19 protein-coding genes are annotated in these 26,980 nt (G+C 72.1%); 8 read left to right on the plus strand and 11 right to left on the minus strand.

All coding sequences use genetic code 11. The features are described 5' to 3' along the window. Positions 1-227: 227 nt before the first annotated feature. The 5 genes from ACQEU8_RS07965 to ACQEU8_RS07985 all read left to right on the plus strand — a co-directional run bounded on the left by ACQEU8_RS07965 (position 228) and on the right by ACQEU8_RS07985 (position 6,588). Positions 228-1,043: a TIM barrel protein gene (locus ACQEU8_RS07965; protein ID WP_433098289.1), complete on the plus strand. Its 816-nt coding sequence runs from the start codon at positions 228-230 to the stop codon at positions 1,041-1,043. A gap of 110 nt (positions 1,044-1,153) precedes the next feature. After that, a complete protein-coding gene (locus tag ACQEU8_RS07970) occupies positions 1,154-2,062 on the plus strand; it encodes a 2-hydroxy-3-oxopropionate reductase (RefSeq protein ID WP_433098291.1) in 909 nt (302 codons plus the stop codon). Between the two features lie 103 nt (positions 2,063-2,165). Beyond that, positions 2,166-3,944: a glyoxylate carboligase gene (gene gcl / locus ACQEU8_RS07975; protein ID WP_433098293.1), complete on the plus strand. Its 1,779-nt coding sequence runs from the start codon at positions 2,166-2,168 to the stop codon at positions 3,942-3,944. Between the two features lie 185 nt (positions 3,945-4,129). Further along, positions 4,130-5,596, plus strand: a complete 1,467-nt coding sequence (locus ACQEU8_RS07980) for a catalase (RefSeq protein ID WP_433098295.1) — start codon at positions 4,130-4,132, stop codon at positions 5,594-5,596. Between the two features lie 272 nt (positions 5,597-5,868). After that, positions 5,869-6,588, plus strand: a complete 720-nt coding sequence (locus ACQEU8_RS07985) for a hypothetical protein (protein ID WP_433098297.1) — start codon at positions 5,869-5,871, stop codon at positions 6,586-6,588. A gap of 94 nt (positions 6,589-6,682) precedes the next feature. Here the strand turns inward: ACQEU8_RS07985 and ACQEU8_RS07990 are convergent, their stop codons facing one another. After that, positions 6,683-8,365 carry an AMP-binding protein gene (locus ACQEU8_RS07990; protein WP_433098299.1) on the minus strand — a complete coding sequence of 561 codons (1,683 nt, stop codon included), beginning with the start codon at positions 8,363-8,365 and terminating at the stop codon, positions 6,683-6,685. A 124-nt stretch (positions 8,366-8,489) separates the two neighbouring features. Here ACQEU8_RS07990 and ACQEU8_RS07995 point away from each other — a divergent pair, with 124 nt between their 5' ends. After that, positions 8,490-9,521, plus strand: a complete 1,032-nt coding sequence (locus ACQEU8_RS07995; RefSeq protein ID WP_433098301.1) for an endonuclease/exonuclease/phosphatase family protein — start codon at positions 8,490-8,492, stop codon at positions 9,519-9,521. 66 nt (positions 9,522-9,587) lie between these two features. Here ACQEU8_RS07995 and ACQEU8_RS08000 read toward each other — a convergent pair whose 3' ends face one another. After that, positions 9,588-11,504, minus strand: a complete 1,917-nt coding sequence (locus ACQEU8_RS08000) for a helix-turn-helix domain-containing protein (RefSeq protein ID WP_433098303.1) — start codon at positions 11,502-11,504, stop codon at positions 9,588-9,590. Between the two features lie 127 nt (positions 11,505-11,631). On the opposite strand from ACQEU8_RS08000, the gene ACQEU8_RS08005 reads away from it, so the two are divergent. Continuing rightward, a complete protein-coding gene (locus tag ACQEU8_RS08005) occupies positions 11,632-12,681 on the plus strand; it encodes an ArsR/SmtB family transcription factor (RefSeq protein ID WP_433098305.1) in 1,050 nt (349 codons plus the stop codon). Here the strand turns inward: ACQEU8_RS08005 and ACQEU8_RS08010 are convergent. The 5 genes from ACQEU8_RS08010 to ACQEU8_RS08030 all read right to left on the minus strand — a co-directional run bounded on the left by ACQEU8_RS08010 (position 12,618) and on the right by ACQEU8_RS08030 (position 19,416). Beyond that, a complete protein-coding gene (locus ACQEU8_RS08010; RefSeq protein WP_433098307.1) occupies positions 12,618-13,781 on the minus strand; it encodes an XdhC family protein in 1,164 nt (387 codons plus the stop codon). The two genes, ACQEU8_RS08005 and ACQEU8_RS08010, sit on opposite strands and share 64 nt — an antisense overlap. A gap of 98 nt (positions 13,782-13,879) precedes the next feature. Next, positions 13,880-15,361: an NCS2 family permease gene (locus tag ACQEU8_RS08015; RefSeq protein ID WP_433098309.1), complete on the minus strand. Its 1,482-nt coding sequence runs from the start codon at positions 15,359-15,361 to the stop codon at positions 13,880-13,882. A gap of 245 nt (positions 15,362-15,606) precedes the next feature. Then, positions 15,607-18,003 (minus strand): xanthine dehydrogenase subunit D, encoded by a 2,397-nt coding sequence (gene pucD, locus ACQEU8_RS08020; RefSeq protein WP_433098311.1) that lies wholly within the window; start codon positions 18,001-18,003, stop codon positions 15,607-15,609. 1 nt (position 18,004) lies between these two features. Next, positions 18,005-18,520: a (2Fe-2S)-binding protein gene (locus tag ACQEU8_RS08025; RefSeq protein WP_433098313.1), complete on the minus strand. Its 516-nt coding sequence runs from the start codon at positions 18,518-18,520 to the stop codon at positions 18,005-18,007. Then, positions 18,511-19,416 (minus strand): FAD binding domain-containing protein, encoded by a 906-nt coding sequence (locus ACQEU8_RS08030; protein WP_433098315.1) that lies wholly within the window; start codon positions 19,414-19,416, stop codon positions 18,511-18,513. The genes ACQEU8_RS08025 and ACQEU8_RS08030 overlap by 10 nt, the downstream gene beginning before the upstream one ends. 372 nt (positions 19,417-19,788) lie before the next feature. Here ACQEU8_RS08030 and ACQEU8_RS08035 point away from each other — a divergent pair, with 372 nt between their 5' ends. After that, entirely contained in the window at positions 19,789-21,555 is a 1,767-nt protein-coding gene (locus ACQEU8_RS08035; RefSeq protein WP_433098317.1) for a PucR family transcriptional regulator, read from the plus strand. Positions 21,556-21,648: 93 nt separating this feature from the next. On the opposite strand, the gene ACQEU8_RS08040 is transcribed toward ACQEU8_RS08035, so the two are convergent. Genes ACQEU8_RS08040 through ACQEU8_RS08055 form a run of 4 tightly spaced genes read right to left on the minus strand, consistent with a single transcriptional unit; the run spans position 21,649 to position 26,817 of the window. Beyond that, complete coding sequence (locus ACQEU8_RS08040) at positions 21,649-22,305, minus strand: response regulator transcription factor (protein WP_433098319.1); 657 nt, start codon at positions 22,303-22,305, stop codon at positions 21,649-21,651. A gap of 24 nt (positions 22,306-22,329) precedes the next feature. Beyond that, entirely contained in the window at positions 22,330-24,099 is a 1,770-nt protein-coding gene (locus tag ACQEU8_RS08045; RefSeq protein WP_433098321.1) for a sensor histidine kinase, read from the minus strand. Then, positions 24,093-25,214: a glycosyltransferase family 4 protein gene (locus ACQEU8_RS08050; protein WP_433102227.1), complete on the minus strand. Its 1,122-nt coding sequence runs from the start codon at positions 25,212-25,214 to the stop codon at positions 24,093-24,095. The genes ACQEU8_RS08045 and ACQEU8_RS08050 overlap by 7 nt, the downstream gene beginning before the upstream one ends. After that, complete coding sequence (locus ACQEU8_RS08055) at positions 25,132-26,817, minus strand: hypothetical protein (protein WP_433102519.1); 1,686 nt, start codon at positions 26,815-26,817, stop codon at positions 25,132-25,134. The genes ACQEU8_RS08050 and ACQEU8_RS08055 overlap by 83 nt, the downstream gene beginning before the upstream one ends. Positions 26,818-26,980 lie beyond the last annotated feature (163 nt).

The following is a 26,980-nucleotide window of genomic DNA, read 5'->3' on the forward strand; positions in this document are numbered from 1 at the left end:
GCGCCTTTGCGCCGGTGAGAGTTCCGCGCGCCCCTTCGGGGCGTCTCCGGTACCGCCGCGCACCGAGGTGCGAGCCCCGGGCTCCGTCACGACGACGGAGCCCGGGGCTTTTGCATGCCCTCGCGCGGTCGGCTCTTGACAGGACTGCCCTCCGCAGCGCAATCTTCCAATGAGCAGAATACAACTTCCACAATACGAAAATTAACGACGAAGGGAGGGCGGTCGCGATGGTCTCCTCGGACCGGTTCACCGTCAATGCCTCGATCCTCTTCACCGAGCTGCCCCTCCTGGAGCGCCCGGCGGCGGCTGCCGCCGCGGGCTTCGACAAGATCGAGCTGTGGTGGCCCTGGGTCGACGCGCCCGTGCCCGAGCGCTCCGAGCTCGACGCGCTGCGCAGCGCGCTGGAGGACGCACAGGTGCAGCTCACCGGGCTGAACTTCTACGCCGGTCAGCTGCCGGGGCCCGACCGCGGCGCCCTCTCCGTCCCTGGCGAGGAGTCGGAGAAGTTCCGCGCCAATATCGCGGTGACCGCCGACTTCGCGCGGTCCGTCGGCTGCAAGGCGCTCAACGCCCTCTACGGCAACCGCGTCGACGGCGCCACGGAGGCCGAGCAGGACGCACTCGCCCTGGAGAACCTCGCGCTGGCAGCGCAGGCGGCCGACCGGGTGGGTGCCGTACTGCTCGTCGAGGCGCTCAATGCCCCCGAGTCGCCCAAGTGCCCGATCGTCAGCGCTCCCCGGGCGCTGGAGGTGGTCGACGCGGTGAACGCGGCCACCGGCCTGGACAACGCCCGCTTCCTGATGGACCTCTACCACCTGTCCATGAACGGCGAGGACCTGGCAGCCGTCATCGACGAGCACACCGGCAGGACCGGCCATGTGCAGATCGCCGACAACCCCGGCCGCGGCGCCCCGGGCACCGGCTCCCTGGACTTCGCCGACCTCTTCAGCCGACTGGACAAGGCCGGCTACGACGGGCTCGTCGGCCTGGAGTACAAGCCCGGCGACAACGGCAGCGCCGCCGCCTTCGGCTGGCTGAAGTAACAGCACCTGCCGGGGGCCGGAGGGCCCCCCGCTCACCGGGGCGCAGGCCCCGGCCACAGACGGGATCAGGGGACTCGGGCCCCAACACTTGATCTGCGAAAGGCAACAGCATGGCTTACACCGCCGACAACACCAAGATCGGCTTCATCGGCCTCGGCATCATGGGCGCCCCCATGGCCCGGAACCTGCTCAAGGCCGGCTACGACGTCACGGCGTACACCCTCGAGACCGACAAGGTCGAGGAGTTCGTCAAGGACGGCGGCAAGGGCGCCAACTCCGTCGCGGAGGCGGTCAAGGGCGCCGACGTCGTCATCACGATGGTCCCGGCCTCCCCCCACGTGGAGCAGGTCGTCCTGCACGAGGGCGGTGTCCTGGAGAACCTCCGCGAGGGCGGCACCCTCATCGACATGTCCTCGATCACCCCGCAGACCTCCATCGAGGTCGCCGAGGCCGCGAAGGCCAAGGGGATCAAGACGCTGGACGCCCCCGTCTCGGGCGGCGAGGCCGGCGCGATCGAGGCCGTGCTGTCCATCATGGTCGGCGGCGAGCAGGAGACCTTCGACGCGGCCAAGCCGATCTTCGAGGCGCTCGGCAAGACGATCGTGCTGTGCGGCCCGGCCGGCTCCGGTCAGACCGTGAAGGCCGCCAACCAGCTGATCGTCGCCGTCAACATCCAGGCCGTGGCCGAGGCCGTGGTCTTCCTCCAGAAGTCCGGCGTCGACCTGGCGGCGGGCCTGGAGGTGCTCAACGGCGGTCTGGCCGGCTCCACGGTGCTGACCCGTAAGAAGGACAGCATCCTGGCGGGCAACTACAAGCCCGGCTTCAAGATCGACCTGCACCACAAGGACATGGGCATCGTGACCGACGCCGCCCGCGCGGTCGGCGCGGCCGTGCCCGCCGGTGCGCTGGTCGCCCAGCTCGTCCAGGCGCTGCGGGCGCAGGGCGACGGCGGGCTCGACCACTCCGCGCTGGTGCGCGGCGTCAAGCGGCTGTCGGGCGAGAACCCCGACGCCGGCTGAGGGCCGGCCCTCACCACAGACTCCGGGCGGCGGCGTCGACACTGTCCTGTCGCGCCCAGGCGCCGCCGCCCGGACACCACCCGCTCCGAACCAGGAGAGTTCGATGGCTCGTATGACCGCTGCCCGCGCGGCAGTTGAGATCCTCAAACGCGAGGGTGTGGACACCGCTTTCGGCGTGCCGGGTGCGGCGATCAACCCGTTCTACGCGGCGCTGCGTGCCGCGGGCGGCATCGAGCACACGCTCGCCCGCCACGTCGAGGGTGCCTCGCACATGGCCGAGGGCTACACCCGTACTGCGCCCGGCAACATCGGGGTGTGCATCGGCACCTCGGGACCGGCCGGCACCGACATGATCACCGGCCTCTACTCGGCGATCGGCGACTCGACCCCGATCCTGTGCATCACAGGACAGGCACCGGTCGCCGTGATCGAGAAGGAGGACTTCCAGGCGGTCGACATCGCCTCCATCGCGAAGCCGGTCACCAAGAAGGCCACCACCGTCAAGGAGGCCGCGCAGGTTCCCGGCGTCTTCCAGGAGGCGTTCCACCTGATGCGTTCGGGACGTCCTGGCCCGGTCCTGATCGATCTGCCGGTCGATGTCCAGCAGACGGAGATCGAGTTCGACCCGGACCTGTATGAGCCGCTGGTCCCGCACAAGCCGGCCGCGACCCGCAAGCAGGTCGAGAAGGCCATGGACATGCTGGCGGCCGCCGACCGTCCGCTGCTCGTGGCGGGCGGCGGCATCATCAGCGCGGACGCCTCCGAACTGCTGGTGGAGTTCGCCGAACTGACCGGCATCCCCGTCGTGCCCACGCTGATGGGCTGGGGCGCGATCGGTGACGACCATCCGCTGCACGCGGGCATGGTCGGCCTCCAGACCTCGCACCGCTACGGCAACGCCACCTTCCTGGAGTCCGACTTCGTCCTCGGCATCGGCAACCGCTGGGCCAACCGGCACACCGGCGCGCTGTCCACCTACACCGAGGGCCGGAAGTTCGTCCACGTGGACATCGAGCCGACGCAGATCGGCAAGATCTTCCCGCCGGACTTCAGCATCGTCTCGGACGCGCACGCGGCGCTGACCCTCTTCGTCGAGGTCGCCAAGGAGCGCGCGCAGGCCGGAAAACTGAAGGACCTGTCGAAGTGGTCGGCCGCGGCACGGGAGCGCAAGGGGTCGCTGCAGCGCCGTACGCACTTCGACAATGTGCCGCTCAAGCCGCAGCGGGTGTACGAGGAGATGAACCGGGCCTTCGGTCCTGAGACGCGGTACGTGTCGACCATCGGCCTCTCGCAGATCGCGGGCGCGCAGTTCCTGCACGTCTACCGGCCGCGGCACTGGATCAACTGCGGGCAGGCCGGCCCGCTGGGCTGGACCGTGCCGGCCGCGCTGGGTGTCGCCAAAGCGGACCCGGAAGCAAGCGTCGTCGCGCTGTCGGGTGACTATGACTTCCAGTTCATGATCGAGGAACTGGCCGTCGGCGCCCAGCACCACATCCCCTATGTGCATGTGCTGGTCAACAACTCCTACCTCGGCCTGATCCGGCAGGCTCAGCGCAACTTCGACATGGACTTCCAGGTCAACCTGGAGTTCGAGAACATCAACACACCCGAGCTGGGCGGCTACGGCGTCGACCACGTCAAGGTCGCCGAGGGCCTGGGCTGCAAGGCGCTGCGCGTCACCGAGCCGGACCAGTTGCTGCCCGCGTTCGAGGAGGCGAAGAAGCTCGCCGCGGAGTATCGGGTGCCCGTCGTGGTGGAGGCGATCCTGGAGCGGATCACCAATATCTCGATGAGCGGGAGTGACATCGCTTCTGTGAATGAGTTCGAGGAGCTGGCCGCGGAGCCTGCGCACGCGCCGACGGCGACGGTGCCGCTGGGCTGAGGGGGTGCCCCTGCACGCCGTCCGCCGGCTGCGGGCTCGTTCGGGTTGCTCGCGCAGTTCCCCGCGCCCCTTTGGGGCGCGGGGAAACCAAGCTTTCAACAAACTGTTGACGCCCCGGTGGGGCGTCCTTACGCTCCAAGATGCGGAAACTGTTTTCCGTGAATCACGCCCCAGGAAGGTCGTCCATGTCGAAGTCGTCGAAGCCCACGCTGACCACCGAGGCGGGCGCGCCCGTCGCCGACAACCAGAACTCCACCTCCGCCGGCATCGGTGGCCCGCTCCTCCTCCAGGACCAGCACCTGCTGGAGAAGCTGGCGCGGTTCAACCGGGAGCGGATCCCGGAGCGTGTGGTGCACGCCCGCGGCTCCGGCGCCTACGGCTACTTCGAGGTGACCGACGACGTCACCGACTACACCCGCGCCCACTTCCTCGGCGAGGTCGGCCGCCGCACCGAGACGTTCATCCGGTTCTCCACCGTCGCCGACAACCTCGGCGGCCCCGACGCGGCGCGTGACCCGCGCGGCTTCGCGCTCAAGTTCTACACCGAGGAGGGCAACTACGACCTCGTCGGCAACAACACCCCGGTCTTCTTCATCAAGGACCCGCTGAAGTTCCCCGACTTCATCCACTCGCAGAAGCGCGACCCGTTCACCGGCAAGCAGGAGCCGGACAACGTCTGGGACTTCTGGGCCCACTCCCCCGAGGCGACCCACCAGATCACCTGGCTGATGGGCGACCGCGGCATCCCCGCCTCGTACCGGCACATGAACGGCTACGGCTCGCACACCTACCAGTGGACCAACGCCGAGGGCGAAGTCTTCTATGTCAAGTACCACTTCAAGACGAACCAGGGCATCCGCTGCCTGTCCAGCGAGCAGGGCGCCGAGCTGGCCGGCAAGGACCCCAACAGCCACCAGACGGACCTGCTCCAGTCCATCGAGCGCGGCGTCTTCCCGTCCTGGACGCTGTATGTGCAGATCATGCCCGCGGACGAGGCGGCCGACTACCGCTTCAACCCGTTCGACCTGACCAAGGTGTGGCCGCACAAGGACTACCCGCTCCAGCGCGTGGGCCGCCTGGTGCTGGACCGCAACCCGGACAACGTCTTCGCCGAGGTCGAGCAGTCCGCGTTCTCGCCCAACAACTTCGTGCCGGGCATCGGCCCCTCGCCGGACAAGATGCTCCAGGGCCGGCTGTTCGCCTACGCCGACGCGCACCGCTACCGGCTGGGCGTCAACCACACCCAGCTGCCGGTCAACGCGCCCAAGGCCACCCGGGCGAACAACTACGGCCGGGACGGCTTCATGGCCACCAACGCCTACGACCGGTACGCCAAGAACTACGAGCCGAACTCCTACGACGGCCCCGCCGAGACCGGCGTCCCGCTGTCCGCGCCACGCCCGGTGACCGGCTACTGGGGCACCCACGAGGCGCCGCAGCACGCCAAGGACGACGACTTCTTCCAGGCCGGCGAGCTCTTCCGGCTGATGTCCGAGGAGGAGAAGGGCCGGCTGGTCGCCAACATCGCGGGCGGCCTCTCGCAGGTCTCCCGTGAGGATGTCATCGAGAAGAACATCGCCCACTTCAGCGCCGCGGACCCCGACTACGGGCGCCGTGTGGAGGCGGCGGTGCGCGAGTTGCAGGAGGGCTGACGCCCTGCTCCGCGGGCGCGCACGCGACCCCGCGGTGAGCGGCGTACCGGACCGATTGGGAGGTCGGCCCGGCACGCGCCCCCGTGCGGGACGGTCCGATTGATGAGGGGTGGCCGTCCCGCGCGGGGGCATATCCATACCATCCTCCCCACGACCTGGGGCGGCCTGGCACGCGCCCCTTCGTAAAACGCGCGCCATCGGCGACGATTGGGGGAGATCGGGGCGCGCAGCCGCAGCCGTGCCCGCCGGACCACCGTGCCAGGAGCCGAACGATGGCTGAGAGAGTGCTTGTGCGCTGCCCCGTGTGCCGGCGCGAGCACAGCTACACAGCGCCGGTCTACCCCTGCGGCTGCGGCGCACCGGTCGCCCTGCCGCTGCTGTCCTCCGCCGCCGCGATCCAGGTACGGCACCGCACCTGGGCCGGCTCCTGGATCTCCGTACGGTGCCCGGCGTGCGGGCGCGAGGACGAGTGGCCGCAGCCCGAGTTGGGCTGCGGCTGCGGTACGACGCTGCGGGTGCCCGTCGCACGCGGCCGCAAGGGCGTGCCGGCGGCGCCGCCCGCCGAGGGCCCGCCCGCGGAGTTCCCTGCTCCGGCGCCCGGTCCCGTACCGCGGCCCGCCTTCCGGCCGGTCACCATCCGTACGGCTTACGACGCGAAGCTCGCCGCCGCGCAGTACCTGCGGTGGCTCGGCTTCGAGGGCATACGCGTCGCCGAGCGGACGCCCGCCTCCGGGGTGGATGTGCGGGGCCCCGCCGTCGTCGCCCACGTCGACCCGTCGACCTCGCCGGTCGGGGTGCGGGACGTGGAAACGGTGTGGCTCAACGGCCTCAACGACTCGGTCATCGCCGTGTGCTTCGCCCTCGCCGGATACGTACAGGAGGCGCGCGCCCGCGCCGACGAGTTGCGGCTGCCGCTGTTCGTCCTCGACCTGACGGGCACGCCGCGGGCGGTGAACGAAGCCGCGGAGCACTTGATCCGTACGCCGCGATGACAGCAGGGGACCGCGCCCCGTCAGGGGCGCGGGGAACTGCGCGACAAGCCACAACGCAACCCGCAGCCCGCAAGCGACGGGCAGGGGCACCCCCTCACCGGTCGCGGTACTCCGAGCCGGAGGCACCCGCGGCATGAGCGCGGAGCTCCACACGACGGATCTTCCCCGAAATCGTCTTGGGCAGCTCCGCGAACTCCACCACCCGCACCCGCTTGTACGGCGCGAGCCGCTCCCGGCAGTGGGCGAACAGCAGTTGGGCGGTCTCGCCGTCGGCCGGAAAGCCGTCCGCCAGGACCACGTACGCCTTGGGCACCGCCAGCCGTACCGGATCCGGCGACGGGACCACGGCGGCCTCCGCCACCGCCTCGTGCTCCAGCAGCACGCTCTCCACCTCGAACGGGGAGATCTTGTAGTCGCTGGCCTTGAAAACGTCGTCGCTCCGCCCGACGTACGTCAGATAGCCGTCCGCGTCCCGGGAGCCGATGTCGCCGGTCCGGTAGTAGCCGTCGGCCATCGCCTCCGCGGTGCGCTCGGGGTCGCCCCGGTAGCCGCGCATCAGGCCCACCGGCGACGCGGCGAGGTCGAGGCAGATCTCGCCCTCCTCGACGCCGGCCTTCCCTGTCACCGGGTCGACCAGGGTGACGTCGAAGCCGGGCGTGGGGCGGCCCATGGAGCCGGGCTTGAGGGGCTGGCCCGGGGTGTTGGCGACCTGGACGGCGGTCTCGGTCTGGCCGAAGCCGTCCCGGATGGTGACGCCCCAGACCCGGCTGACGTGCTCGATGACCTCGGGGTTGAGCGGTTCACCCGCGGCGACGACCTCGCGGGGGACGGTGGACAGCCGGCTGAGGTCGGCCTGGATGAGCATGCGCCAGACCGTGGGCGGCGCGCAGAAGCTGGTCACGCCGCCGCGTTCCATCTCGGCCATCAGACGGCCCGCGTCGAACCGGCTGTAGTTGTGGATGAAGATCGTCGCCTCGGCGTTCCAGGGCGCGAAGAAGTTCGACCAGGCGTGCTTGGCCCAGCCGGGCGAGGAGATGTTGAGGTGGACGTCGCCGGGCTTGAGGCCGATCCAGTACATGGTGGCCAGATGCCCGACGGGATACGACACATGGGTGTGCTCGACCAGCTTGGGCAGCGCGGTCGTACCGGAGGTGAAGTACAGCAGCAGGGTGTCGTCGGCGCGGGTGACTCCCTGCGGGTCGTAGCCGGTCTCCGCCTCGTACGCGTCCTCGTAGGCCAGCCAGCCCGGCGCGGGGGTGCCGCCGCTGCCGACGGCGATCCGGGTGTAGTCGCCCGGCACCTCCGAGCCGGCGAACTTGCCGGTGTCCTCGGCACGGACCACCACGTGCCGGGCCTCGCCGCGCGTGACGCGGTCGGCCAGGTCGCGCGGGCCCAGCTGCGGGGTCGCGGGGATGACGACGGCGCGCAGCTTCATCAGCGCCAGCAGCGTCTCCCACAGCTCGACCTGGTTGCCGAGCATGACGATGACCCGGTCGCCGGGGGCGACGCCGCGGCCGCGCAGCCAGTTGGCGACCTGGTTGGAGCGGGTCCGCATCCGGTCGAAGGTGACGCGCTGCTCGGTGCCGTCCTCCTCCACGATGTGCAGCGCGAGCCGGTCGTTGTCCTCGGCGATGTGGTCGAACCAGTCCAGCGCCCAGTTGAAGTGCTCGGGCCGCGGCCAGCTGAAGGCGGCCCGTGCGGCCTCGTAGTCCGTCCGGTGTCGCAGCAGCGTGTCGCGGGCGGCTCGGAACTGATCGGTGGGCGTGGACGGGACCATGTTTCCTCCTGCTCAGCGGGGTGCTGCGGGCGCTGGGAGCCATCGTGTACGCCGACCCGCGCACGCACCACCCCCGGCCGGGGGCTTACGCGCAAGTGACAGGAGGTACGGCATCATCGGAGAGGTGTATACGGGGGCCGGCACGCGGCAGGACAGGGACGACGACGCGACCGTCGGCGGTGTGCCGACGGACGGAAGACGGCGCGGACCACGCCATCCCGTCATCGCGGCGCTCTCGGTACTGACCCTGCTCGTGCTCACGGTCACCCTGGCGTTCCGGGTGGGGGACGAGGACGGGCCGACGCCGGTGCCGCAACTGCTGGCGTTCCTGCCCTGGCTTCTCGCCCCGGCCTGGCTCGCGGCGCTGGGCGCCGCCCTCTCCCGCCGGTGGCTGGTGCTGCTGTGGGCGCTGGCGGTGCTGGCGTGCACGGGGTGGTTTCTGCGCCCGTACGGGCCGTCCGCGCCCAGCGATACGGCGGCCAGGCCCGCGAAGGCGCAGTTCCGGGTGCTGACGGCCAATCTGAAGTACGGGGCCGCCACCCCGGACCTGGTGAAGACGGTGCACAGGGAGCGCCCGCAGATCGTCTCGGTGCAGGAGTGCGACGCCAGGTGCGCGGTGGCGCTGCGCGGGCCCGCGCTGCGCGAGGAGTATCCGCATCGGATCGTCACCGGCGGCGGGGGCGCGCGGGGTTCGGCGCTGCTCAGCATCTATCCGCTGCACGACCGCAGCGAGGTGCGCGGCCGGCTGTCGATGCCCGGGGCCGTCGCGGATGTGCACGGCGAGCGGGTCGCCCTCCAGGTGGCACATCCGATGCCGCCGAAGCCGGACAGTACGGCGGCGTGGCGGGTCGAACTGGACCGGCTGCGGGCCGTGGCGGCGGCGCGCGGCAAGCTGCCCACGGTGATCGCGGGCGACTTCAACTCCTCGCAGGACCACGCCGCTTTCCGCGCCATCCTGAAGACCGGTATGCACGACGCGGCCCGCATGCTGGGCAACTCCCGCACCCCCACCTGGCCCACCCGCACCACGCCGGTGCTGGGCGCGCAGATCGACCACATACTGCTGAGCGAGACGCTCCTGCCGGTGGACGGCGAGTTCCTCGATCTGCGGGGCACCGACCACCGCGCCCTGCTGGTGAACATCAAGCTGTTCTGAGCCGCGGCGGACGCGGGCCGCTACTGCGGCGAGACCTGCGGCGCAGGGCGTTCGAGCCGCTCCGGATCAGCCGTCCTCCGGCCGGTGTTCGACCAGCACGGGTTCTTCGCCGATCGCCAGGTGACGGCCCGGGCGCGCGGAGGTCTCGCTGCCGTCCATCCGGCGCAGCAGCCGGGCGCCCTCGGCCAGCCGGACCCGGCCCTGGCCCCGCGTCGTCCAGTAGACGTGCAGTTCGCTGCCCTTCCGTACGAAGCGGCAGGTGTAGGCGCCCGCGGCGAGCCCCATCGCGGCGCCGCTCCCGCACGAGGTGATGCGGGCGCCCTTCAGCCACCCCTGCAACCGCCCGATGCGCCGCCCCGCCTCCGTCGGCGGACCCCCCGCGACCTCCACCACGAGGGGCACCTCGGAGCTGCCCCAGCTGTAGAAGTACATCCGCTCCAGCGCCTGGTCCTTGAGGTAGAGGCCCACGAGGTAGAAGCGCACCGCGTAGTTGTTGGCCCGGCGCACGTCCAGGTGCTTCCTGAGGGCGACGTCGATATCGGGTCCGGTGTTCCACAGGGCGACACGGCCCAGGCCCTCGCTGTACAGGAGCCGCTGCACCCGTTTGACGAGCGTCACCATCTCCTCCGGCGGGCCGTCCGCCCTGCGCGGGGGCAGCTTGAGCGCGGCGGCCTCGCAGTGCTCGTACGCGCCCGTACGTGCGAACTTCCGCAGCAGGTCGCGGCCGCGCTTCTCCCACAGCGAACCGAAGGAGGGGCAGATCCGCTGCGCCTCGGGGTCGGTACGGCGAATGATCCGCGCGGCGCGCTCGACCATCCCGGCCAGCGTCTCCACCGAACCGCTCCATGTGCCCCGGTGGCTGGGGTAGTCCCACAGCTCGTACGCCTCGATCCGGCCGCGGTAGCGGGTGGCGAGCGCCTTGATGAACCGGTCCCAGTCGGCGAGCTTGTCGGGAGGTGCGGAGCGCGCGTCGGCGAACAGCGATCTGCGGCCCTCCGGCGCCGCCCAGGGCGGGGTACCGCCCAGGGTGAGCAGCACGGGCAGCCGCTTGCGCTCAGCGGCGTCGACCAGCCGGTCCAGCGTCCGCCACCGGTACTTGCCGCGCTGTGGCTCCAACTGGGACCACCGGGTGCCGGAGTGCCACAGCCGTACGGACCCGACGCGGAAGCCGGGCATCTCCGCGGTGTCGTAGCTGAGGTTGACGCCGTAGAAGGCGCTGGGCACCCGCTTCGGTGCGGTGGTCCAGTCGGGCCCTTTGACGTCCTGCCCCCTGGCGTCCTGCTGTTGTCCGCCGCCGGTAACCCCGGGATCCGGCGAACTACTCGGGGTTCCGCTGCCCGCTCCGTCGCGGTAGGGGACGGTGACGGCGGCGGAGGGGATCAGAAAGCCGAGCAGCAGCGCCACCACGCGCAGCCAGAAGTACGTACGCGGCACGACGGATCGGGCCGCGCCGGAGGCCGCCGGGCCGGGCACCGGAGCCGAACGCTCGGCAGCTGCCGAGCCGTCCAGCGGAGCCGAGCGCTCCGCGACTGCCGAGCCCTCCGCCGGAGCCGAACGCTCTGCAGCTGCCGAGCCCTCCGCCGCTGCCCGACCGCCCTGCGGTTCCGGAGCGTCCACCTCCCCAGGGTGCTCGCTCGCGCCAGCGTCCTCCGCTCCCGCGTCCCCCGCCGCGCCACCGCGCTCCGCGTCGACGGCCTGGCACCAGGCGCGGTAGAGCCGGTCCAGTTCCGTACGGTCGGCTCCGCAGACGCGGGCCACCTTCTCGACGGCGCCGAAGGTGCGGGGGACGGTCGTACCGAGGCAGTAGCGGTGCACCGTCGAGCGGCCGAGCCCGGTGCGGTGCGCGAGTGCGGCGTAGCTACGTCCGCTGCGTTGTTTCAGCCCCTCCAGCAACTCCGCCAACTCGGCCCCGTCCCTGCCCACCGTCATGGCTCCCTCCCCTGCGCCCGGGGCGTCCAGCGCCGTACCGAGCCGTCCCAGCATGCCGGATCTGTGCAGGTGGCGGCAGGGTTCTTGTCCCTTTGTCCCACTTCCCCGCCGGTTGTTGCCCCCGCGTCAGGTATCCCGCAAGGTCACCTCTGGACGCACATCCGGAACATCGGGGGGACATATGTTGCGCCTGCACTTCGCCGCGGGGGATCTGGCCCGCACCCGGGTCGCCGACGGACCCGATCCGCTGTGGGAATCGGTACTGAGCCTGCACAGACTGCGGGACACCCGGCCGGACGCCGTCCTGTCGGAGTGGCGGGGGCAGGTGTGGCGCGACAGTACGGAGCCGCTGCGGCGGCTGCTGCCGCTGGTGCCCGCACGGGGGTACTTTCCCGACTTCCTGACACCGGCCGCCGGGGCAGCGGGTTTCGAGGAAGGCGTGGAGGCGGTGCTCGCCACGCCCCGGAGCCAACTGCGTACGCAGGTCGGCGTGCTGGCCCGGTCGGCCCCGCCGCTCAGCGACTGGGCGAGTGCCGTCGGCGAGGGCGGAGCGCGGGCGCTGGGCAGGCTGGGGGATGCGCTGCGGGACTACCGGGACCTCGCACTGGAGCCCTGGTGGCCGCGGATCGTCTCCCAGGTGGAGGCCGACCGCATGGGGCGGTGCCGGACGCAGTGGCTGCACGGCACCGAGGAGATGCTCCGCACGTTCGAGCCGGTCATCCGGTGGCGGCCTCCGGTGCTGGAGACCGACTACCCGGCCACGGTGGAGATCCACCTCGAAGGGCGTGGGCTGCTGCTCATCCCCTCCTACTTCTGCCGCCGTACGCCGGTCGCGCTCGCGGACCCCGAGCTGCCGCCCGTCCTGGTGTATCCGGCGCGTAGACCCGAAGGCCAGGACGTGTCACCGGAGCATCTGGCGCGGCTACTCGGGCACACCAGAGCGGCTGTGCTCCAGTCGCTGCTCGGCGGTTGCAGCACCAGTGAACTGGCGCGGCGTGCGGGCGTGTCCCTCTCCTCCGCGAGCGAGCACGCCGCGGTGCTGCGGGGCGCGGGGCTGGTCTCCAGCAGCAGACGCCGCAACACCGTGCGGCACGCGCTCACCTTCGTGGGGCTGGCCTTGCTGGGTGACCGTGCGGGCGGGGCCGCGCGGCGTCCCGCCGGGCCGGGTCAGCCGGCGGCCCTGTGCACGCCGCCCGTGCTCGACGCGGTGACAGGGCCGCTGTCGTGGTGAATGGGGGTGTGCGCCCCGTTGAGCGGCACCCCGCTGCCGCCGTGCCGGGAGGCGACGATCTCCGCGGCGATGGACAGCGCCGTCTCCTCCGGGGTGCGGGCGCCCAGGTCGAGGCCGATCGGCGAGCGCAGCGCGGCGAGTTCGAGGGAGGTCAGGCCCGCCTCGCGGAGCCGCTGCAGCCGGTCGCGGTGGGTGCGGCGCGAGCCCATCGCGCCGACGTAGGCCACCGGCAGCCGCAGCGCCCGCTCCAGCAGCGGCACGTCGAATTTGGCGTCATGGGTCAGTACGCAGACGACCGTACGGGCGTCGACGTCCTGGGAGTCGAGATAGCGGTGCGGCCAGTCGACGACGACCTCGTCGGCCTCGGGGAAGCGGCGGGCCGTGGCAAAGACGGGCCGCGCGTCGCACACCGTCACGTGGTAGCCGAGGAACTTGCCGATCCGTACCAGCGCGGCGGCGAAGTCGATGGCGCCGAAGACCAGCATCCGCGGCGGCGGGACGCTGGATTCCACCAGCAGGGTCACCGGCTGCCCGCACATGCTGCCGTCGGCGCCGACGGTGACGGTCGCGGTGCGGCCCGCGGCCAGCAGTGCCCCGCCCTCGGCCACGGCGGTGGCGTCCAGCTCGGGCGCTCCGCCCAGTGCGCCGTGCCGCTGTCCGTCGGCGTCCAGCCACAGGGCGCCGCCCAGCAGTTCGTCCGGGCCCGCCACGATCCGTACGAGCGCGGCCGTGCGGCCCTCGGTGGCCTCGGCCGCCGCCGCGGCGAACGCCTCGCGGGCCGCCGAGCCGGCCCGGGCCGGGGTCACCAGGATGTCGATGATGCCGCCGCAGGTCAGGCCGACGGCGAAGGCGTCCTCGTCGCTGTAGCCGAAGGTCTGGCGGACGCTGTGGCCCGACTCCAGTGCCTCCTGGCACAGCTCGTAGACGGCGCCCTCGACGCAGCCGCCGCTCACGCTGCCGACGGCCTCGCCGTCCGCGTCCACGGCCAGCGCGGCGCCCACCTGTCGCGGGGCGCTGTTGCTGACGCCGACCACGGTGGCGACGGCGAAGTCCCGTCCCTCCTGGCACCAGCGGTGCAGCTCAGCGGCGATGTCCAGCATCTGATTGTCTCCTCGGCGGTGATGACTACCAGGTGGGAGCGGGAACGGCCAGGGGACCGCACCCGCTCCCGCCTGACAGGGAGAGCAGCGTCAGGTGGCTACTTGACCCCCAGCCACTGCTCGATCGGGTTCAGCGCGAAGTAGGCCAGGAAGACAAGTCCCAGTACCCACATCAACCATCCGGGCTCGCGGAACTTTCCCTGGACGGCCTTGATCAGAACGTAGGCGATGACACCGGCGCCGATACCGGCCGTGATGGAGTACGTGAACGGCATCAGCACGGTGGTCAGGAAGACCGGGATCGACGTGGCCGGGTCGGTCCAGTCGATGTGCATGGCGTTGGTCATCATCATCGAGCCGATGACGACGAGCGCCGCGGCCGCCACCTGCGGAGGGATCACCTGCGCGAGGGGCGTGAAGAACAGACAGAGTGCGAAGCCGAGGCCGGTGACGACGCTGGCCAGGCCGGTACGGGCACCGTCGCCGACGCCCGCCGTGGACTCCACGAACACGGTCTGGCCCGAGGCGCCGGCCAGACCGCCGGCCACGCCGCCCGCACCGTCGATGGTCAGCGCCTTGTTCAGCCCCGGCATCCGGCCCTGCGCGTCGGCGAGCCCGGCCTGCTGGCCGATGCCGATGATGGTGCCGATGGCGTCGAAGAACCCGGCCAGGACGAGGGTGAAGACGATGACGCCGATGGTGATGCCGCCGACGTCACCCAGTCCGTTGAACGAGACGGTGCCCAGCAGCCCGAAGTCGGGCGAGCTGACCACCGAGCCGGTGATCTCCGGGGCGTTCCTGCCGCCCCAGTCCTTCTTGTCGAGACCGGCGAACTGGTGCACCAGCGCGGCCAGGACGGTGCCGCCGACGATGCCGATGAGGATCGCGCCGGGCACCTTGCGTACCTGGAGCGCGAAGATCAGCAGCACGGTGACGGCGAAGCACAGCACCGGCCAGCCGGTGAGCATGTCCGCGGTGCCGAGCTGGATGGGCTTGGCACCCGGAACGCCGCCGGGCCCGGCCATCGAGGTGACGAAGCCGGCCTGGACCAGCCCGATCAGGCAGACGAACAGCCCGATGCCCATGGTGATCGCGTGTTTCAGCGCCAGCGGGATCGCGTTCATGATGAGCTCGCGGAGCCCGGTGACCACCAGCAGGATGATCACGGCGCCGTAGATGAGACACATCGCCCAGGCGTTGCCCCAGGTCATCTCGGGGACGACCTGGAACGACATCACGGCCGAGACGCTCAGTCCCGCCGCCAGGGCCAGCGGCACGTTGCCGATGAAGCCCATCACCAGGGTGGTCACCGCGGCGGCCAGCGCCGTCGCCGTGGTGACCTGCCCGCCGTCCAGCTTGTGCCCGGCGGCGTCGGGCACGGAGAGGATGACGGGGTTGAGCAGGACGATGTACGCCATCGCCATGAAGGTGGTGACACCGCCACGTATCTCCTGGCCGTAGGTCGACCCTCTCTCGGAGATGTGGAAGTACCTGTCGAGCCACGAGCGACCCGCGGGGATACGGGACCCAGGACCCGCATCCTCCGGCGTCGTCGTCGGCCCTACTTTGGACTGGGTCATTGTGCTGACTCCCAAGGTTCATAGGGGCACCCCGGCAGACGCCGAGGATTTGGGAAGCACGACCCGGGGGACGGCCCGCGTCTTGCCTTTCCCCCGGCCCCGCCCCGGCCCGTTTCTCATCCCCGCACGGGCGCCCTGGAACGGGGCGAACGGGCGGGCAACGGGGGTCCAGGGGGTGGGGGCCCCTGGTGGGGGGTCCGGGGGCCGGAGCCCCCGGTCTCGGGGAGGGCGGGGTCGGGGAAATCTCACACGTCGACGATGTGCTCCGGTCGCACCGGAACCCGCGGCAACGCGCGCCCGGTGGCGGCCCGGACGGCCGCCATGACGGCGGGCGTCGACGAGAGAGTCGGTGCCTCACCGGCGCCCCGCAATCCGTACGGGGCGTGCTCGTCGGCGAGCTCCAGCACGTCGACCGGGATGGTCGGCGTGTCCAGAATCGTGGGGATCAGATAGTCCGTGAAGGAGGGGTTGCGGACCTTGGCCTTGGGGTCGACCACGATCTCCTCCATCACGGCGAGACCGAGCCCCTGCGTGGTGCCGCCCTGGATCTGGCCCACCACGGCCTGCGGGTTCATCGCCTTGCCCACATCCTGTGCGCAAGCCAGTTCGATGACCTTGACCAGGCCGAGCTCGGTGTCGACCTCAACTACCGCGCGGTGCGCGGCGAAGGAGTACTGGACGTGGCCGAAGCCCTGTCCGGTCTTCAGGTCGAAGGCCTCGGTCGGCCGGTGCCGCCACTCGTCCTCGGCCTCGACGGGCTCGTCACCGAGCACATCGACCAGCGAGGCCAGCACCTCGCCGCCATCGGTGACGACCTTGCCGCCCTCCAGCAGCAGTTCGGCCGTCGCCCACGCGGGGTGGTAGGTGCCGAACCGTTCCCGGCCGCGCTCCAGCACCTTCTCGCGGACCAGTTCGCAGACATGCTTCACGGCGCCGCCGGTCACATACGTCTGCCGGGAGGCGGAGGTGGAGCCGGCCGAGCCGACCTGGGTGTCGGCGGGGTGGATCGTCACCTGGGTGACGCCCAGCTCGGTGCGGGCGATCTGGGCGTGCACGGTGATACCGCCCTGGCCCACCTCGGCCATCGCCGTGTGCACCAGCGCCACCGGTTCGCCGCCGACGACCTCCAGCCGCACCCGCGCCGTGGAGTAGTCGTCGAAGCCCTCGGAGAAGCCGACGTTCTTGATGCCGACGGCGTAGCCGACACCTCGTACGACGCCCTCGCCGTGCGTGGTGTTGGACAGTCCGCCGGGCAGCGCCCGTACATCGGGCTCACCGCCGACGGTCTCCCACTGCGCCTCCATCGGCATCGGCATGGCCTTGACCCGGCGCAGCAGCTCGGCAACCGGCGCCGGGGAGTCCACCGCCTGCCCCGTGGGCAGCAGCGTGCCCTGGGACATGGCGTTGCGCTGCCGCAACTCGACCGGGTCCATGCCCAGTTCGGCGGCGAGCTTGTCCATCTGCGCCTCGTACGCGAAGCACGCCTGGACCGCGCCGAAGCCGCGCATCGCGCCGCAGGGCGGGTTGTTGGTGTAGAGCGCCACCGCCTCGATCTCGACGTCGTCGACGACGTACGGGCCGACGCTGAGCGAGGCCGCGTTGCCGACCACCGCAGGGGACGCCGAGGCGTACGCGCCGCCGTCCAGCACGATGCGGCACTTCATATGGGTGAGCTTGCCGTCGCGGGTGGCGCCGTGCTCGTACCACAGCTTCGCCGGGTGCCGGTGCACATGCCCGAAGAACGATTCGAAGCGGTTGTAGACGATCTTGACGGGCTTGCCGGTGACCAGCGCCAGCAGGCAGGCGTGGATCTGCATGGACAGGTCCTCGCGGCCGCCGAAGGCTCCGCCGACGCCGGAGAGCGTCATCCGTACCTTCTCCTCGGGCAGCCCGAGGACGGGGGCGATCTGCCGCAGGTCCGAGTGCAGCCACTGGGTGGCGATGTAGAGGTCCACACCGCCGTCCTCGGCGGGCACGGCCAGTCCGGACTCTGGGCCGAGGAACGCCTGGTCCTGCATGCCGACCTCGTACTCGCCGGTGACGATCACGTCGGCACGCTCGGCCGCGGCCTTCGCGTCACCGCGCACGATCGGCTGGCGGTGCACGATGTTGGGGTGCGGGACGTGCCCGGCGTGGTGGTCGTCGCGGCCCGGGTGGAGCAGCGGAGCGTCCTCGGCCACCGCGGAGGCCTCGTCGTGGACGACCGGCAGCTCCCGGTACTCGACCTTGATCTTGGCGGCGGCGCGGCGTGCCGTCTCCGGGTGGTCGGCCGCCACCAGCGCGACCGGCTCGCCGTGGTGGCGGACCCGGCCGTGGGCGAGGACGGGGGTGTCCTGGATCTCCAGGCCGTAGTTCTTCACCTCGGTCGGGAGGTCCTCGTAGGTGAGCACGGCGTGCACACCCGCCTGCTTGAGCGCCTCGCTGATGTCGATGGAGACGATCTCGGCATGCGCGTGCGGGCTGCGCAGGGTGCAGCCCCACAGCATGTCCTCGTGCCACATGTCCGAGGAGTAGGCGAACTCGCCGGTCACCTTCAGGGTGCCGTCGGGCCGCAGCGGGGAGTCACCGACCCCGGCCTTGGTGCCGACTCCCTGGTCCAGCTTGGTGGGGGTGCCGGTGGGCTGCCCCGTCGCGGGGGCCACCTCAGACCACCTCCTGCGCACTGTCGTCGGCGCGAGCGGCGGCGAGTCGGACGGCGTCCATGATCTTCTCGTAGCCGGTACAGCGGCACAGATTGCCCGAGAGCGCCTCCCGGATGTCCGCGTCGGAGGGCTGCGGGTTGCGCTCGATCAGCTCGTCGGCGGCGACCAGCAGGCCCGGGGTGCAGAAGCCGCACTGCACGGCGCCGGCGTCGATGAACGCCTGCTGGACAGGGGCCAGGTCCCCGGTCTGCTCGGAGCCGTCCCGGTCCCGCGCGTACTCGGCGAGCCCCTCCACGGTGACGACCTCGCGGCCCTCGGCCTGGCCGGCGGCCACCAGACAGGCACAGACCGGCTCGCCGTCCAGGCGGACCGTACAGGAGCCGCATTCGCCCTGTTCACAGGCGTTCTTGGAGCCGGGCAGCCCCATCCGCTCGCGCAGCACGTACAGCAGGGACTCGCCCTCCCACACGTCGTCGGCCTCGTGCCGCCGTCCGTTGACGGTGAATGTCACGCGCATTGGGCGCCTCCTTCGGTGGTGCGGCCGTTCCCGGTGGCGCGGTAGCTCTCCCAGGTCCAGCCCAGCGTGCGGCGGGCCATGACGCCCACCGCGCGGCGGCGGTAGGCGGCGCTGCCGCGCACGTCGTCGATCGGGTTGCAGGCGCCGGAGCAGAGGTCGGCGAACTCGCGGGCCACGGACGGCGGGATGGTCCTGCCGTTGTCCCAGAGGCCGCCCTCCTCCAGCGCCGCGTTCAGGAAGTCCTCGGCGGCGCGGGCCCGCAGCGGGGTCGGCGCGGCGGAGCCGATGCCGGTCTTGACGGTGCGGGTCTCGGGGTGCAGCGCGATGCCGAAGGCGCATACGGCGATGACCATGGCGTTGCGGGTGCCGACCTTCGAGAACTGCTGGGGCCCGTCGGCCTTCTTGATGTGGACGGATCTGATCAGCTCGTCCTCGGCGAGGGCGTTGCGCTTCACGCCGGTGTAGAACTCCTCGACGGGGATGAACCGGGTGCCCCGCACCGACTCGGCCTCGACCTCGGCACCCGCTGCGAGCAGCGCGGGGTGCGAGTCCCCTGCGGGGGAGGCGGCGCCGAGGTTGCCGCCGACGCTGCCCCGGTTGCGGATCTGCGGGGAGCCGACGGTGTGCGAAGCCAGTGCGAGGCCCGGCAGCTCGTGGGCGAGCTCGTCGATGATCTTCGAGTAGGGCACGGAGGCGCCGAGCCGGACGGTCTCGTCGCCGACCTCCCACTCGTGCAGCTCACGGACCCGGTTCAGATCCATGAGATGGGTGGGGCGGCGGTGATCGAAGTTGATCTCGACCATGACATCGGTGCCGCCCGCGATGGGCACGGCTGAGGGGTGCTCCGCCTTCGCGGCGAGCGCCTCCTCCCAACTGGCCGGGCGCAGGAACTCCATGGTGTCTCTTCTCGGTGTACTGGATCGGGGGGTGCTGATAGAGGTGCTGAAGGGGGGTGGTGACACGGACTGCGATCTGGAGTGGTGCGATGGGAGGTGGGAGGTGGTCGAGGGGATGCGGTCAGTACACCGACAGGTACCCGCCCCGGTGCAGTCACCGAAAACATGAAGCGTTTGGCTGGTCGGCCACCCGGTCTTGTAGATTCAAACGAAGGCCGGGAACCATTAACCTCACGGTTTCTTCCCGGTCACTCCGCTGCGGCAATGCCCCGGTCACCCGCTGTGACATGGCCACGCCTCTTCACATCACCCACTCATCCGGACCCGAACCCTTCGCACGATCACGACAAACGAACGGCAGGCGACGAGACGATGCGGCTGCGCGCGCTCCTGGAGAACGACTCGCTGGGCCTGAGCCTCCTCGGCGGCGAGGACGAGCTGGACCGTACGGTGCGCGGCGTCATGACCACCGACCTGCGCGACCCCAGCCGCTATCTGTCCGGCGGCGAGCTGGTGCTGACGGGCCTGGCGTGGCGGCACGCCCCCGAGGACTCCGAGTCGTTCGTGCAGATCCTGGCCGGCGCGGGGGTCGCCGGGCTGGCCGCCGGTGAGGCGGAGCTCGGCACCGTCCCCCAGGACTTGGTCGACGCCTGCGCACGGCACCGGCTGCCGCTGTTCGCCGTCGCCGAGTCCGTCGCCTTCGCCACCATCACCGAGCATGTGGTCCGCCAGGTCTCCACCGAGCGCGCCGGCGACCTGGCCGCCGTGGTGGACCGGCACCGGCGGCTGATGTCCTCGGGGCCCGCGGGCGGCGGCCCCGACGTGGTGCTCGACCTGCTCGGCTCCGACCTGGACCTGGCCGCCTGGGTGCTCTCCCCCACCGGCCGCCAGATCGCCGGGCCCAGCGAGGGACCGACGCTGCCGCACGCCACCGCCGCCCGGCTGGCCGGCGCCCATATGGCAGCTGTCCGCAGCGGGCGGCGCAGCCCGCACCGGACGGCCGACGAAGGCACGGCCTACTCCCTCTTCGCCGTCACCCGCGGCGCGGGCGACCCGCGACGTACCGTCCTGTCCGACTGGCTGCTGGCCGTGGCGGCCGACACCGGCGACTGGCCCGCCGAACGCCTCGACCTGCTGCACGGCGTCACCCAGCTCATCGCCGTCGAACGCGACAGACGCGACGCCGCCCGCATGGTGCGGCGCAGGCTGGCGCAGGAGGTGCTGGAGCTGGTGCAGACCGGTGCGCCGCCCTCGGAGATCGCCGCCCGGCTGCGGGTGGCGGCCCCCGTACTGCTCCCGGGGCAGGGCACGGCGCCCGCCTGGCAGGTGATCGTGGCCCGCGTCGACTGGGACGAGCCCGACCCGGCCCGTGCCCTCGACGGCGGGGCGATTGCCCAGTCCCTGCTGGAAGAGCTGCTGGTCGACCCGCGTACGACGGGTCCGGACGGCTCGGACCGGCTCGCTGTGGCCCATGTGGACGGTGAGGCGGTCGCCCTGGTGCCGCTGACCGGGGAGTGGCCGGAGAGCCCCGAGGCCGCCGAAGCTGCCGAGCGTCCCGAGGGCGGAGCCGAGCAGGCCGCGCGTACGGCACCGGCCGGTGAGGAGCACGAGCCCGCCGGGCTCGCCGGGGCACGCGGCGGGGAAGGGCTGCACGCCGACTCGCTGCTGGCCGAGGTCAGCGAGCCGCTGGGGCGCGCCCTCGCGGACGACGGACGGCTGACGATCGGTGTGAGCGCCGCCGTGCACTCCGCCGAGGGGCTGCGGGGCGCCCTGGAGGAGGCCCGGCACGCGCGCCGGGTCGCCGCCGCGCGCCCGGGCGCGGTCCGCGCCGCCGGGCACGAGGAGCTGGCCTCGCATGTGCTGCTGCTGCCGTTCGTTCCCGACGACGTCCGCCGCGCCTTCACCGCCCGGCTGCTGGACCCGCTGCGCGAGTACGACCGCAAGCACCGCGCCGAACTGGTGCCCACCCTGGAGGCGTTCCTCTCCTCTGACGGCTCCTGGACCCGCTGCGCCGGCCGCCTCCACCTGCACGTCAACACGCTGCGCTACCGCGTCAGCCGGATCGAACAGCTCACCGGCCGCGACCTGTCCCGCCTGGAGGACAAGCTGGACTTCTTCCTGGCGCTGCGGATGAGTTGAGGGGGTACCCGAGCGCCCCGTAAGGGGCGCGGGGAACGGCGCGACAAGCCACAACCCACCCGCAGTCCGCAAGCGTCGAGCAGGGGCACCCCCTCACCGAAAGGCCCTGGGGCGGCGCAAATACGCGAGGACGGCAAGCACCCTGCGATGGTCATCAGGCGCAGGCGGCAGATCCAGCTTGGTGAGGATGGACCGAACGTGTTTGACGACCGCGGCCTCACTGATCACCAGCGCGCGGGCGATACCACCGTTGGACCGCCCCTCCGCCATGGCGGCCAGCACCTCCCGCTCGCGGGCCGTCAGCCGCCGCAGCTCGGCAGGTTCGCGGTCCGGGGCCAGCAGGCGGCGGACCACCTCCGGGTCGACAGCGGTGCCGCCCGCGGCCACCCGCTCCAGCGCCTCGATGAACTCGGTGATCTCGCCGACCCGGTCCTTGAGCAGATATCCGACGCCGTCGCCGGTGGCCAGCAGATCGGCGGCGTAGGAGTTCTCGACGTACTGCGACAGCACCAGTACCGGCAACGCGGGGCGCTCGGTGCGCAGTTCGAGGGCGGCCCGCAGTCCCTCGTCCCGCAGCCCGGGCGGCATCCGCACATCCGTGACCACGCAGTCCGGCGCGTGCTCGGCCACGGCCTCCAGCAGCGCCGGTGCGTCGCCGACGCCCGCGCACACCTCATGGCCGAAGCGCGCGAGAATCTGGCTCAGCCCCTCACGCAGCAGTACGGAATCCTCGGCGATCACCAGTCGCATACGCGTTTCCCCCGCCCCTCGCCCTCACATCGTCCCCCGCGTGTCCTGCACACCCCGCACATCCTGCACCTGAGTCCACGGCAGCTCCATCCGCAGCACCGTAGGACCGCCCGGCGGGCTGGAGAGGCGCAGCCTTCCGCCGTGCACCGCGAGCCGGTCCGCGAGCCCCGTCAGGCCCGTACCCCGATCCGGATCGGCGCCGCCCCTGCCGTCGTCGCGGACCTCGACCGTCAGCGCCTGCCCGCCCGTTATCGACACTGTCGCGTGCGAAGCCCCGCTGTGCTTGGCCACGTTGGTCAGCGCCTCGGTGACGGCGAAGTACGCGGCGACCTCCAGCGCCTCGGCAGGGCGCCGGGAACCGAGCCGCGACTCCACCCGTACGGGTATCGGCGAGCGCTCGGCCAGCGCCTCGACCGCCGCGCCCAGGCCCCGGTCGGTGAGCACGGAGGGATGTATGCCGCGTACGAGGTCCCGCAGCTCGGCCAGTACGGCGCGCGCCTCCTCCTGCGCCTTGGCGACGAGCGCCGGGTCGGCATCCAGCTTGGCGAGGCCCAACGTCATGATCAGGCCGGTCAGCCGCTGCTGCGCGCCGTCGTGCAGATCGCGCTCGATACGGCGGCGCTCCACCTCGAACGCGTCGGCCAGCCGGGCGCGGGACGCCGTCACCTCCGTCAGCCGCGCGTCCAACTCCTTCTCCCGGCGCGGCCCCACCAGTACGGCACGGGCGAGCGCCGCCCGCATTCCGGCCAGCCCCGCGAACAGATAGCAGGCGAGCGCGGCGAGGACCGGCGTCAGCAGGAGCCACGGCGCCACCTGGCCGGGCTCCGTCAGCACGATGCCCTCCCCGTACATCACCTGGTCCCCGCCCAACACGGTGAACAGGGCGAACGGCTGGCTGGCGACCAGGCCGAGCCCCACCAGCACCACCAGCAGATCCAGCAGCGACAGCACCGCGTTGGGCACCGCGAAGCCGAACTCCACCCAGGTGGCGGGCGACTTGGTGCGCCGCCACAGTCTGCGCAGCGCGCGCCGCGCGGCGTTGCCGCCCTCCTCATCGGACACCGCGTCGGACGGTTCCTCGTGCGGCGACGGCGCGTCCCGCGGGTCCAGCCAACGCAACCGCCGCCGCTCCAGCCCGGCGAGCCCGGCGGCGGACACCGGTACGCACAGCAGGGCGACCACCCCGATACCGGTGGGCAGCAGCAGAATCCCCACCACCACCAGCCCCACGGCGAGAAAGAGCCAGCCGAGCCCCAGCACTCCGCCCGCCAACAGATAGCCCAGCGCACGCAGCGGCCACAACGACCCCAGGAACCCCCCGGGCCCACCCGCCAACGCCTGCCACACGCCTCCGATGGCGGCAGCCTTCTTGCCCTCCTCGACGAACAACCGGCTTCCCCCGGGGACGGCAGCGTCGCCGATATCGGCGCTGTCGTCGGCATCGGCGCCAGCATCGGCGCCGTGGCCGACAGCGGCACCGTCGCCCACATCGGCATCGGCACCGGCACCCTTGCCGACACCGAGACCGTCGCCGGCGCCTGTAGCGGCACCGTTGCCGACACCGAGACCGCCGCCAGCAGCGACAGCGGCACCGTCGCTGGCATCGACGTCGACCTCGGCGCCGTTGTCGGCATCGACATCCGCACCGGCACCGTCCCCGTCCCCGTTCCCGCCACCGGGCGACGCGCCGCTGCCGCTGCGCCTGCCACTACCGCCAGGCTCGGGCCCGTACTCGATCACCGTCCCAGCCCCATCCGCCGGGGGCTCCGCCGCTGTCATGTCGCTGCTCACCACGTGTCGACCGTATGGGACAGCAGGCCGCGCAGCTGACGGGCCGAGGCGTCCCAGCTCCACTCCGCCTCGGCCCAGGCGCGGCCTTCCGCACCCATCGCGGCGGCCGTCCGCGGAGCGTTGAGCAGCTCCGTAAGGCGCTGGGCGACGGCGTGCACGTCGCGCCCGTCGACCACATGGCCGGTCTCCCCGTCCCTGACGGTCTCCGGCGCGCCGCCCGACTCCCCCACGAGCACCGGCAGTCCGGCAGCAGCGGCCTCAAGACAGACGATGCCCAGGCCCTCGGCCTCCAGTCCGAGGCGCCGGGTGCGGCAGGGCATGGCGAACACGTCGGCTGCCGCGTAGTAGGGCGGCAGTTCGCCGTGCGCCCGGGAGCCCGCGAAGACGACCGCGCCTTCCGGCAGCCCCGGCAGCCGCCGCGCCAACCGGCGCAGCGCCCGCTCGTACGGTCCGGAGCCGACGATCAGCAGCGTCGCCCCCGGCACGACGGCCCGCACGCGGGGCATGGCGCGGATCAGGGTGCCCTGCCCCTTGCGGCGTACGAGCCGCGAGACGCTGAGGATCAACGGCCCCTGCCCCAGGCCGAGTTGGCGCCGCAACTCCGCCGCCTGCTCCTGGCCGCCCGGACGGAACAGCGCCGCGTCAACGCCGGGCACCAGGCGGGCCGTACGGGCACGGGGGCCGAGGGCGCGTGCCATGCGGGCCCGGGAATGCGCGGTGAGGTGGGTGACCGTGCCGACGGTTGCGCCGATCCGGCGCAGCACCCATCGCGTGCCCGGGAGCGCGGCCCACCACATCTCGTGCCCGTGTGTCGTGGCGACCGAGGGCAGTCCGAGCCGTCCCGCGAGCAGCCCGAGCGGGGCCGCCGCGCCGAACCACACCCGGTCGCACCCGTAGCGGAAGGCCAGCGCCCGGGCCGTCTCCGCCGTACGCCGCGTCGGCAACAGCGTGCGGGCCCGGTCCCGGATGACGGGAAACGGCTGGGCGGCGTCGAAGGCGTCCGAGCCGGGCTGGGCCGACGTGTAGACGACCACCTCATCGGGTGGGAACCGGCGCGCGATTTCGTGGACGAACGTCTCGATCCCGCCCCTGCGCGGGGGATAGTCGTTCGTCACGATCAGCGTGCGGCCCCGCCCCCGGTTCCCATTCCGGCTCCGGCCCTTGTTGTCCCGATCCCATGAGGCGTCGTCCCGACCCCGTGAGGCGTCGTCCCGACCCCGCGAGGCGTTGTCCCGCTCCCATGAGGTGTCGTCCCGATCCCATGAGGCGTCCGGCCCGGAGGGCGAACCGGGCCCAGGTGTGGCGCGGGATCCCGGTGCGGCGCGGGGTCCCGGGCGGGCTGGTGGCTGCGGACGCGGCTGCGGCGGCGAGCCGACCGCCCGTCGGCCCGGCCGCGTGGCCGGCCGGGTGTGCGGCGGCCCGGCCTGCTGCGGCTGCGGGTCCGCCCGGGAGGCGGAGCAGGCGTCCGGCGACGGGCCGTTGTCGGGGCTGAGCGGGTTCGGGTCGTCGGGCATCGAAGGTCCTCCAGTGCGCCCACAGGGCGAGTACGGCGGGGTAGACGGCGTAGCCGAAGCGGGAAGCGGGCAGCAGCGCCATCGCCACCAGCAGGCCCAGCGCGAGCCGGAGCGCCGCAGCACTCGCGTCCCTGGGTGGCCGCAGCAGCAGCGAGCCGGCTATCAGCAGGGCGGCCAGCACCAGTCCCGCGACGGCGCAGAGGTGCCCGGCGGGGCCCAGGGTGGCGAGCAGCCTGCCCGGCAGCGGGGCGGCTGCCGGGGACGCGGCTTCCGCGAGGCCGAGCGGATAGCGGATCGCGTTGGCCGTCAGGCCCGCACCGTCGACCAGCGCGGGCAGCACAAGCCCGGCCGCCAGTACGGGCGCGGCACCACCGGCGAGCCGCAGCACCGCGGGGCGACCCGCGCGTACGGCGAGGAGCGCCGCGGCGACCGGCAGCGCGGGCCACGCCGTCGCCTTGAGCGTGCACGCCGCGCCGAGGACGAGCCCCGCCCAGCCCGCTGCTCCGTCCCCTCGGCGCCCGGCCAGCGCCAGACCGAGGCAGACGAGGCCGAGCACCGGCAGGTCGTCCCCGCCGACCGCCATGGGCAGCGCGATCAGGGGTGAAGCCGTCAGCACCGCCGTGCGGTGACCGATCGACCGGCTCGTGGCGATCCGGAGGCTGAGGGCGAGGGTGACGAGGAAGACGGCGGCGAAGCCGAATCTGGCGTCCAGCCCCACGAGCCGGTGCGGCACGCCGAAGAGCGCCATGCCGGGCAGATACGGGTTGTAGGCGGTGTAGTCGGCGCCGACCAGTTGGTCGGGGCTCAGGTAGGGGGTGCCGCCTGTCAGCAGGCGGGCGCCCGCGCGGTGGACGACGTGCACCTCTTCCTGGGCACCGCCTGTGAACGCGAGCACGAGCAGCGGCGCCACAGCCGCCGACGCGCAGCCGAGGAGCGGAAGTCCGCCGGTCAGCAGCGGCGTCGGGCCGCGTCGCGGCGGGCCGGCCCGGCATGCCGCAGCCTGCGCTGTGGAAGCGGCAGGCGCGGTGCGCCGAGCGGCCATTGCCGACGCCAGGGCCAGCGCCGCGTAGCCGCCCGCCGCGAACACGCCCCACACGCGGTGCGGCGGGAGCGAGGTCACGGCCGCGGTGAGGGCGGCGAAGACGGCGCAGACGGTCCAGAGGGCGGGGGCGGCGTATGGGGTGCGACGTGCGGCGGTCCTGTTCACCTCTCCAGCGAACCGCTGATCACGGCCAAGATCACTACAGCCAGATACCGACTTCGGGTAGTGCCAGAGGGGTAGAGCCAGCTCTACCCCACCAGCTGTCCCGCCGCCGTGCGGACAGCCCGTCCGCCCCGACGGCGAGGCCGTGGGCGGCAGTTGGGGCCGA

The organism is Streptomyces sp. CA-250714, from assembly GCF_050936705.1.
Lineage (GTDB): Bacteria > Actinomycetota > Actinomycetes > Streptomycetales > Streptomycetaceae > Streptomyces.